The 7,021-nt window shown below is 72.8% G+C and carries 6 protein-coding genes and 1 pseudogene; 6 read left to right on the top strand and 1 reads right to left on the bottom strand.

The window, feature by feature from the left end; all coding sequences use genetic code 11:
• Positions 1-14: 14 nt before the first annotated feature.
• Positions 15-1,121: a citrate synthase 2 gene (locus E1211_RS29170; RefSeq protein ID WP_132352962.1), complete on the bottom strand. Its 1,107-nt coding sequence runs from the start codon at positions 1,119-1,121 to the stop codon at positions 15-17.
• Positions 1,122-1,401: 280 nt separating this feature from the next.
• On the opposite strand from E1211_RS29170, the gene pdxH reads away from it, so the two are divergent.
• The 6 genes and pseudogenes from pdxH to E1211_RS29140 all read left to right on the top strand — a co-directional run bounded on the left by pdxH (position 1,402) and on the right by E1211_RS29140 (position 6,696).
• Positions 1,402-2,028, top strand: a complete 627-nt coding sequence (gene pdxH / locus E1211_RS29165; RefSeq protein WP_132352964.1) for a pyridoxamine 5'-phosphate oxidase — start codon at positions 1,402-1,404, stop codon at positions 2,026-2,028.
• Positions 2,025-3,302 (top strand): annotated as a pseudogene (locus E1211_RS29160) (MFS transporter); the annotation flags it as partial. The gene pdxH and the pseudogene E1211_RS29160, both read left to right, overlap by 4 nt.
• A gap of 132 nt (positions 3,303-3,434) precedes the next feature.
• Positions 3,435-4,361 (top strand): aldose 1-epimerase family protein, encoded by a 927-nt coding sequence (locus E1211_RS29155; protein WP_132352958.1) that lies wholly within the window; start codon positions 3,435-3,437, stop codon positions 4,359-4,361.
• Positions 4,362-4,378: 17 nt separating this feature from the next.
• The gene (locus tag E1211_RS29150; RefSeq protein WP_132352956.1) at positions 4,379-4,981 is read left to right on the top strand and encodes a nitroreductase family protein; all 603 of its coding nucleotides are present in this window, start codon (positions 4,379-4,381) and stop codon (positions 4,979-4,981) included.
• Positions 4,982-5,169: 188 nt separating this feature from the next.
• A complete protein-coding gene (locus tag E1211_RS29145) occupies positions 5,170-5,475 on the top strand; it encodes a type II toxin-antitoxin system VapB family antitoxin (RefSeq protein WP_120673612.1) in 306 nt (101 codons plus the stop codon).
• 45 nt (positions 5,476-5,520) lie between these two features.
• Positions 5,521-6,696: an acyl-CoA dehydrogenase family protein gene (locus E1211_RS29140; protein WP_132352954.1), complete on the top strand. Its 1,176-nt coding sequence runs from the start codon at positions 5,521-5,523 to the stop codon at positions 6,694-6,696.
• The last annotated feature ends 325 nt before the right edge of the window (positions 6,697-7,021 follow it).

Genomic DNA, 7,021 nt, shown 5'->3' with positions numbered 1-7,021 from the left:
CCCCTGATCGAAGCTCAGACGCCGTGCGGGATGGCGTCCCAGCCCTCGACCTCCTGCGGCTTGCGGGGGGCGGGGCCGACGTAGCGGGCGGACGGGCGGACCAGCCGCTGGAGCCGCTTCTGCTCCAGGATGTGCGCGCTCCAGCCACCCATCCGGGCGCAGGTGAACATCGAGGTGAACATGTGCGCCGGCACCTCGGCGAAGTCGAGGACGACGGCGGACCAGAACTCGACGTTGGTGGCGAGCACCCGGTCGGGCTTGCGGTTGTGCAGCTCCTCCAGGGCGGCCTTCTCCAGCGCCTCGGCGATCTCGAAGCGCGGCGCGCCGAGCTCCTTCGCCGTCCGCCGGAGCACCCGGGCGCGCGGGTCCTCGGCCCGGTAGACCCGGTGCCCGAAGCCCATCAGCCGCTCGCCGCGATCCAGTACGCCCTTGACGTAGCCCTCGGCGTCGCCGCCGCGCTCGACCGCCTCCAGCATGTTGAGCACCCGGGACGGGGCGCCACCGTGCAGCGGGCCGGAGAGGGCGCCGATGCCGGAGGAGATGCAGGCGGCCGCGTCCGCGCCGGTCGACGCGACGATCCGCGCGGTGAAGGTCGAGGCGTTCAGCCCGTGCTCGGCGGCCGAGATGAAGTAGGCGTCGACGGCCTTGACGTGCCGCGGGTCCGGCTCGCCGCGCCAGCGCTTCATGAACCGCTCGACGATCGTCGACGCCTTGTCGATCTCCTTCTGCGGCACGGCCGGCAGGCCGAGACCGCGGGCCGACTGGGCGACGAAGGAGAGCGCGGTCACCGAGACCCGGGCGAGATCCTCGCGCGCCTGCTCGTCGGAGATGTCGAGCAGCTGGTCGAGGCCCCAGTACGGGGCGAGCATCGCGACCGCCGACTGCACGTCGACCCGGATGTCGCCGGAGTGCACCGGCACCGGGAACGGCTCGGCGGGCGGCAGGCCCGGCCCGAACCGGCCGTCGACCAGCAGCGCCCACACGTTGCCGAAGGAGACCTGGCCGATCAGATCCTCGATGTCCACCCCGCGGTAGCGCAGCGCACCACCCTCACGGTCGGGTTCGGCGATCTCGGTCTCGAAGGCGACCACGCCCTCCAGTCCCGGCTTGAAATCGGCCATGTCGCTCTCCTGGCTCTGGTCGCCGCCCTCACGGCTGCGCACGGCCCGGTCGGTCGAGCACCTTGGGCGACCCTTGGGGATTCGTTCGAAACATCTTGCCTGCTGAGTAACCGAGTCCGCGACCCGCTGCGACTGTGCCGCACGCGACATCCCCGGACGCGCATCCCGTTCGCGGCTGGGCAAGACTGGGGCGGTACGGGCTGGCCAGCCTTGACCGGCGTGCGCCGACCCGGTGAAAGGGAGTAGAAAAGTGACGGGCGACACACCTGCCCCGGGCGCGATGCGTAACGAGTACGCCGCGGACCGGGGCCTTTCCGAGGCCGACCTGGCCGGCGACTGGCACGCCCAGTTCGCCCGCTGGTTCGCCGACGCCGTGGCCTTCGGCCTCCCGGAGCCGAACGCGATGGTCGTCGGCACCGCCGACGCCGCCGGCCGGCCCAGCGGCCGCACCGTGCTGCTGAAGGGCTACGACCCGGACGGCTTCGTCTTCTTCACCAACCACACCTCGCGCAAGGGCGCCGAGGCGGCCGCGAACCCGTACGCCAGCCTGGTCTTCCCCTGGTTCCCCATGCAGCGCCAGGTCGTGGTCGCCGGCACCGTCCGGGAGGTGCCGAGGGCGGAGACCGAGGCGTACTTCGCGACCCGGCCCCGCGCCTCCCAGCTGGGCGCCTGGGCCAGCCCGCAGTCACAGGTGCTCCCGGACCGGGCGGCGTTGGAGGCGCGCTACCGGGAGGTGGCGCGGCGGTTCGGCGACGGCCCGATCCCCGCCCCGCCGCACTGGGGCGGGCTGCGGGTCCGCCCGGACTCGGTGGAGTTCTGGCAGGGCCACGCCGGTCGGCTGCACGACCGGCTGCGGTTCCGGCGCGTCGACGCCGGTGGCTGGACCGTCGAGCGGCTCGCGCCGTGACGGAGAAACAACGTGCCGGGGTACGTCGCTGGGCGATCGATCTGCGGCCGCTCCGGGTGCCGGACTACCGGCGGATCTGGCTCGGCAACGGCGTCGCGATGTTCGGCTTCCAGTTCACCGCGGTGGCCGTGCCGGTCGAGATGTACGACATCACGGAGGCCTCCCTCTGGGTGGGCCTGCTCGGGATCGCCGGGTTCGTACCGCTGCTGATCTTCGGTCTCTGGGGCGGCGCGGTCGCCGACGCCCGGGACCGCCGCAAGGTGCTGCTCGGGGCCGGCACGCTGCTCTGGGCCTCGACCCTGGGACTGCTGGCCCAGTCGCTGCTGCAGGTGGGCAGTCCCGTGCTGCTGCTGGTCCTGGTGGCGGTGCAGTCGATCGCGTTCGCGATCACCGCGCCGGCCCGCAGCGCGATCCTGCCCCGGCTGGTGCCGGACGAGCTGGTCCCGGCGGCCAGCACGCTGAACTACACCACCTTCACGGCCGCCTCGGTGGTCGGGCCGCTCGCCGCGGGTCTGATCTTCTCGTCCTGGGGGGTCGACGTCGGCCTGCCGGTCGCGTACGCGGTCGACGGCCTGCTCTTCACGGTCTCGCTCTGGGCCACCCTGCGGCTGCCCGCGTTGCCGCCCGAGCCGGACCCGGACGGCGACGGCACGCCCCGCCGGGCGGGGCTGGCGAGCGTCGTGGACGGCTTCCGCTACCTGGCGACCACGCCGGTGCTGCTCCTCTCGTTCGCCGTCGACCTGATCGCGATGATCCTGGCCATGCCCCGGGCGCTCTTCCCGGAGATCGCCGACGAGCGGTTCAGCGACGGGGCGGTCGGATGGCTCTACAGCGCCATCGCCATCGGCTCGATGATCGGCGGGCTCACCTCCGGCTGGATCAGCCGGCTCCGCCGCCAGGGGCTCGGGCTGGTGCTCGCGGTGGTCGCCTGGGGCGTGGCCATCGCGGCCGCCGGCTTCGCCCACCAGCTCTGGCTGATGGTCCTGCTGCTCGGTGTCGCCGGCGCGGCGGACCTGGTCAGTGCGGTGCTGCGCCAGTCCATGCTGCTGATCTACGCGCCGGACCGGATGCGTGGTCGGCTCCAGGGGGTCAACACGGTGGTCGTCGCCGGCGGGCCGCGCCTCGGCGACCTGCGCGCGGGCGCCATGGCGGCCGGGTTCGGCGGCGGGGTCGCCTGGGTGGCCGGCGGCATCGCCTCGGCGGTGCTCGTCGTGGTGCTCGCGGTCGCCTTCCCGGCGCTGCTGCGCTACCGGGCCGCGACGAACGCGGGCGACGCCGACGCCGCGAAGGCCGGGGGCGCGGGATCGACGGCCGTGGACGGGCCGCCGGTGGCCGGGGGACCCGGCGGTGACCGCGCGGCGACGGCGTCGGGTGGTGACCGAGAGTGACCGGTTAGGGTCGCCGACATGCACACCCCTGACCAGCGTCCCCCGTCGGGCACCCAGTGGACCATCTCCGCCGCCGGCCACGAGGCCGTCATCGTCGAGGTGGGCGGCGGGCTGCGGACGTACACGCACGACGGCGTCGACTACCTCGACGGGTACGCCGAGGACGAGCTCTCCCCCGGCTCCGCCGGCCAGGTGCTCGCACCGTGGCCGAACCGGATCCGGGACGGGCGCTACACCACCGGCGAGCGGACGCACCAGCTGCCGCTCACCGAGCCCGCGCGCCACGTGGCGATCCACGGACTGGTCAACTGGGTGTCCTGGGAACTGATCGAGGAGTCGGCGGACGCGGTGACCCTCGGCTACTGGCTGCCGCCGCAGCCCGGCTACCCGTGGGCGCTGCGACTGCGCAGCCGGTGGAGCGTCGGGGAGGACGGCCTGCGCGCCGAGCACGAGGTGCGCAACGTCAGCGGTGAGCCGGCTCCGTTCGGCTTCTCCGTGCACCCGTACCTGCAGCTGCCCGGGGTGCCGGTCGACGACCTGGCGATGCGTGTGCCCGGCCGGAGCCGGATGATGCTGGACAACCGGCTGCTGCCGATCGGTGTGACCCCGGTGGAGGGCACCGAGTACGACTGGACGAGCCCGCGCCGGATCGGCGACGCGGTCCTCGACCTCTCCTTCGGCGACGTGGTCCGGGAGGCCGACGGTGGGTCGTCGGTGAGCCTTGCCGCACCGGACGGGTCGGGCGTGACCATCTGGGCCGACCGGGAGTTCGGGTGGTGGCAGGTCTTCACCGGGGACACGCTCACCGGTGAGCGGCACCGCCGCTCGGTGGCGATCGAGCCGATGACCTGTCCGCCCGACGCCTTCCGCTCGAACCGCGACGTGATCGTGCTCGGGCCGGACGAGACCTGGCGGGGCGTCTGGGGTATCCGTCCCGGCGTCTGACCGGGAGGGAGAGCCGCATGGAGTTCGCCGAGGTGCTCCGACGCCGGCGGATGGTGCGCAACTACGACCCGGACCGCCCGGTCCCGCCCGACGTGGTGCAGCGGTTGCTCGACCATGCCGTCCGCGCGCCGTCGGCCGGTTTCGCGCAGGGCTGGGGGTTCCTGGTGCTGGAGGAGGCCGCCGACCGGGAGCGGTTCTGGGCGGCGGCCACTCCGGACGGCGGCGGCCGGGAGCGCTGGCTGGCGGGGATGCGCAAGGCGCCGCTGATCGTCGTGCCGCACGCGAACCGGTCGGCGTACCTGGAGCGGTACGCCGAGCCGGACAAGGGCTGGACGGATCGTTCCGCGCAGCGGTGGCCGGTGCCCTACTGGTACGTGGACACCGGCTTCGCCGCCCTGCTGATGCTGCTCACCGCGGTGGACGAGGGGCTGGGGGCGTGCTTCTTCGGCATTCCCCCGCAGCGGCTGGCGGCGTACCGGGAGGCGTTCGGCGTGCCGGAGGAGTACGAGCCGATCGGCGCGGTGACCGTTGGTTACCGCGCCGCCGACCATCGGTCACCGTCGCTGCGGCGGGGCCGGCGTCCGGTCGACGAGGTGGTCCGACGGGGGCGGTGGAGTTGACCGGCATGCCGGATTCGCCCTGTGGAAGATCGGGCGAGCGGTAGCGAAACTGACATCAGGGAGAAGTACGCGGTGTGCGACAGGCGGCTAGGCTGGCACGGGTCATCGGTGCCGTGCCGCGCGGTGCCACGCCGCGACCCGGCACGGCGCCGCCGGTCGGCCCGGCCACGGGGAGGGAGCGTTCCGTCGTGATCTTCAGAGCGGTTCGGGACGGGCGTCCCTATCCGGAGCACAACCTGACGCTCAAGCAGTGGGCGGAGATCCCGCCGAGGCCGCTGCGCCTGGACCAGTTGATCACCACCAAGCGCGAGCTGGCCCTGGACAAGCTCCTCGCCGAGGACTCCACCTTCTACGGCGACCTCTTCCCGCACGTGGTGCAGTGGCACGGTGGCCTCTACCTGGAGGACGGCCTGCACCGCGCGCTGCGGGCGGCGCTCCAGCAGCGCAACCAGATCCACGCCCGGGTGCTGGTGCTCTCCGAGCCGGCGGAGTGATCCGCTCCTCGCGTCCGGAGCTGAGCCACCGTTAGGGTGGCTGCCATGAGCCCCCGCACCAGCGCCCCGCTCGAACTGCTCGATCTGGACTCCACGCTCGGCGAGGAGGAGCGGCAGATCCGCGCCGTCGTGCGCCAACTGGTGGACGAGCGGGTGCGGCCGCACGTCGCCGGCTGGTACGAGCAGGGCCAGTTGCCTGCCCGTGAGCTGGCCCGCGAGTTCGGCAAGCTCGGCCTGCTCGGCATGCACCTGACCGGCTACGGCTGCGCCGGCGCGTCGGCGGTCGCGTACGGGCTGGCCTGCCTGGAACTGGAGGCCGGCGACTCGGGCCTGCGTTCGCTGGTGTCGGTGCAGGGTTCGCTCGCCATGTACGCGATCTGGCGCTACGGCAGCGAGGAGCAGAAGCAGCGTTGGCTGCCGGCGATGGCCGCGGGCGAGGCGATCGGCTGCTTCGGGCTGACCGAGCCCGATCACGGCTCCGACCCGGCCTCGATGGCCACCCGGGCGCGCCGGGACGGTGACGACTGGGTGCTCGACGGCGGCAAGATGTGGATCACGAACGCGCCGGTCGCCGACGTCGGGGTGGTCTGGGCGCGCACCGAGGACGGCGTCCGGGGTTTCGCCGTACCGATGGACACGCCCGGTGTGACCGTGCGGGAGATCCAGCACAAGATGTCGCTGCGCGCCTCACTCACCGGTGAGATCGTGCTCGACGGCGTCCGGCTTCCCGCCGCCGCCCAACTGCCGGAGGCGATCGGACTCAAGGCGCCGCTGAGCTGCCTCACCGAGGCCCGGCACGGCATCGTCTGGGGCGCGCTCGGCGCCGCCCGGGACTGCCTGGAGACCGCTCTGGCGTACGCGGGCACCCGCACCCAGTTCGGCCGTCCGCTGGCCGGTTTCCAGCTGACCCAGGCCAAGCTCGCCGACATGACCGTGGAGTTGCAGAAGGGCTACCTGCTGGCGCTGCACCTGGGTCGGCTCGCCGACGCCGGCCGGCTCCGCCCCGAGCAGGTGAGCGTGGGGAAGCTCAACAACGTCCGCGAGGCGCTGGAGATCGCGCGGCAGTGCCGGACGATCCTCGGCGCGAACGGGATCTCCGGCGAGTACCCGGTGATGCGGCACGCCAACAACCTGGAGAGCGTACTCACCTACGAGGGCACCTCGGAGATCCACCAGCTCGTGATCGGGCAGCGGTTGACCGGGCTCAGCGCGTTCGCCTGAGCACCGCCCGTACGTCGGCGTTGACCTGCGGATACGCCATCCGCGCCGGCTCGGCGAGCGGCTGTCGTACGGCGGACGTACCGTCATTGCAGACAGCAGTGTCTGACGAGGACGGTGAGGGCGATGGCCCGCGACGCTGACAGCAACGAGCCCACCACGGAGTTCCCGGGTTACCCGACCGGCGATGCGCTCAAGAGCCGCTCGGCATGCAGACCCAGCGTGACCTGGTCGCGGAGGGCAAGAAGGGCTCGAAGTGGAATGACGCGTACGGCATTCTGTGGAACGCCGACGTCATCGGCTACAGCCCGTTCCTCGGCACGTCGAC

The sequence above is a fragment of the Micromonospora sp. 15K316 genome, from assembly GCF_004348525.1.
Lineage (GTDB): Bacteria > Actinomycetota > Actinomycetes > Mycobacteriales > Micromonosporaceae > Micromonospora.
This window is presented reverse-complemented; position numbering and strand designations above follow the sequence as displayed.